This window comes from Streptomyces alkaliphilus (assembly GCF_014141535.1).
Lineage (GTDB): Bacteria > Actinomycetota > Actinomycetes > Streptomycetales > Streptomycetaceae > Streptomyces > Streptomyces alkaliphilus.
Map to the genome: position 1 here is coordinate 1 of NZ_VKHT01000753.1, position 2,567 is coordinate 2,567.

Below are 2,567 nucleotides of genomic sequence, written 5' to 3' on the forward strand. Positions count from 1 at the left end.
CGAGAAAGACCGCTATCACGATGACCCCGACCCTCCGCCGCCCGCGCGCGGCGAGAGCCGTGCTGTCCGCGACCGCCGTGTGCGTCCTCGCGCTGACCGGCTGCTCCTCCGAGCCCACCGATGCCGAGGGGTCCGCCGGCGCCCCGGCCGCCTCCGGGGCGGACACCACGCTGAGGTACGCGGTGGCCGGCTCACCGGCCACCGCGAGCGACGACCCGCACGGCGGTCTCGGCAACGAGTCCGACGTCCTGCGCTTCGCCCTGGTCTACGACGTCCTGACCGTGCACGGGGACGACGGCGGGGCCGAACCCCGCCTGGCCACCGCGTGGGAGCCCAACGACACCCTGGACCTGTGGACGTTCACCCTGCGGGACGACGCGGAGTTCACCGACGGCGAGCCGGTGCGCGCCGAGGACGTGCTCCACTCACTGCGTCGCATCGGCGCCAAGGCCGCCGAGAACTACGGACGTCTTGCCGACTTCGACCTCGAGAACTCCCGCGTCGTCGACGAGCACACCGTCGAGTTGGCGACCCGGGTGCCCATGGCGAACGCGCCGGTGGCCCTGGCGTCGATCACCTTCGTCGTCCCCGAGGGCACCGAGGACTTCACCGGGGAGGTCCCCGGCTCCGGTCCCTACCGGGTCGAGGAGTCCGCCGCGGACACCGCCGTACTGGTCCGCAACGACGGGTGGTGGGGCGGGACCCCCGACCCCGAGCGGATCGAGATCCGGGCCCTCGCCGACCCGCAGACCCGGGTGGACGCCCTGCTGTCCGGTGCCGTGGACGTCGCCGGGAGCGTCGCCCCCACCGCCGTCGCCTCCGCCGAGGAGAAGGACATGCGGGTGGTCCGGCGCTCCGGGGTGACCACCTATCCGTTCATCATGCGCACCGACACCGCGCCGTTCGACGACCCGCGGGTGCGCGAGGCGTTCCGCCTGGCCGCCGACCGCGAGGAGTTGGTGGACACCGTCTTCCTGGGCTACGGCGATGTCGCCAACGACCTGCCCACCCCGCACGACCCGTCCACCCCCACCGACCTGCCGCAGCGCGAACACGACGTGGAGACCGCCCGTGAACTGCTGGCCGAGGCCGGACACGGGGACGGCCTGACGGTCACCCTGCACACCACCACGTCCTACCCCGGCATGGACACCGCCGCGACCCTCTACGCCCGGCAGTTGCAGGAGATCGGCGTCACCGCCGAGGTGAGCGTGGAGCCCGCCGACGACTACTGGACCACCGTGTACGCGCAAAAGCCCTTCTACACCGGTTACTACGGCGGGATCTCCTTCGCCGACCTGGTCCGTGTCGGTCTGCTGTCGGAGTCCCCGACCAACGAGACCGCCTACCGCAGCGAGGAGTTCGACCGCGGCTTCGAGGAGGCCATGGCCACCTCCGACGAGGCACGGCGCGACGAACTGCTCGCCGACATCCAGCGGGAGCTGTGGGAGGACGGCGGATACGTCGTCTGGGGCACCGGTGACGGCATCGACCTCGCCGCCCCGCACGTCCACGACCTGCCCGACGGCCCGGGCTTCCAGCGGATGTTCATCGACCGGGTGCGGCTGGAAGGGTGAGTCCCCGTCTCCCCGCGCGTCTCCCGGCCCGCGTGGTCGTGCTGGCACTCGCCGCGACCGTCGTCGTCTTCGCGGCCACGGAGTTGCTTCCCGGCGACGCCGGCGCCACGCGTGACGCGGGCCGGGCGACCGAGGAGGAGATCGCCGCCCGGCGGGCCGAACTCGGTCTGGACCGCCCCGCCCCGGTGCGGTACCTGCTGTGGCTGGGCGGACTGCTCACCGGTGACCCCGGCCGCTCACTGATCACCGGCCGCCCGGTCGCCGAGATCCTCGGTGAGCGACTGCCGGCGACGACCGCGCTGGTGGTGGTCTCCCTGCTCCTCACGACCATGCTGACGGCGCTCGCGCTCCTCCTCGCCCACCTGCGAGGGGGGCGCGGGGGCGCGATCGCCGCCGGACTCGCGGCTGTGCCCCAACCCGCCTGGGCGGCGATCCTCGGCGGGGTCCTCGCCGGCCTCCTGGGATGGGTACCGCCGGTGTCGCTGCTCCCCCCCGGTGGCTCCGCCTGGTCCTCTCCGCAGGCCCTGGTCCTCCCCGCCCTGACCCTCGCGCTGCCCTCCGCCGCCTATGCCACCGGCCTGCTGCAGGGCGTCCTCGCCGACACCCTGCGCCGACCGCACGTCGTCGACGCCGAGCGACGCGGTCTGTCACCCCTCGCGGTGCTGTGGCGGCACGTGGTCCCGTTCCTGTGGGTACCGGCCCTGCGGGTCGGGGCGCTGCTGGCGGGTGGGATCACCGCGGGCACCGCGCTCGTGGAGACGATCTTCGGATACCCGGGCATCGGTGGTCTGCTGGTGTCGGCGGTGGCGGTGCGGGACATCCCCGTCGTCCAGGCCGCCGCCCTGCCCCCGATCCTCGTCCTGTTGGCGGGAGTCCTGGTGGCCGATCTGGTCGCCGCCCGCTCCGGCGCGGGGGCCCGCGGGGGCTCGGGCGCGGCGGGCGGAGGGCTCCACCCGCGCACCCCCGACCCGATCGGGGGCGTGCGATGAC

2 protein-coding genes are annotated in these 2,567 nt (G+C 73.9%); both read left to right on the forward strand.

Going from position 1 to position 2,567, the window contains the following annotated elements:
* Positions 1 to 1,577: ABC transporter substrate-binding protein (locus FNQ90_RS19385; protein WP_228471400.1), on the forward strand; the 1,577-nt coding region annotated here is incomplete at its 5' end.
* Positions 1,574 to 2,566: an ABC transporter permease gene (locus FNQ90_RS19390; protein ID WP_323380074.1), complete on the forward strand. Its 993-nt coding sequence runs from the start codon at positions 1,574 to 1,576 to the stop codon at positions 2,564 to 2,566. The genes FNQ90_RS19385 and FNQ90_RS19390, both read left to right, overlap by 4 nt.
* Position 2,567 lies beyond the last annotated feature (1 nt).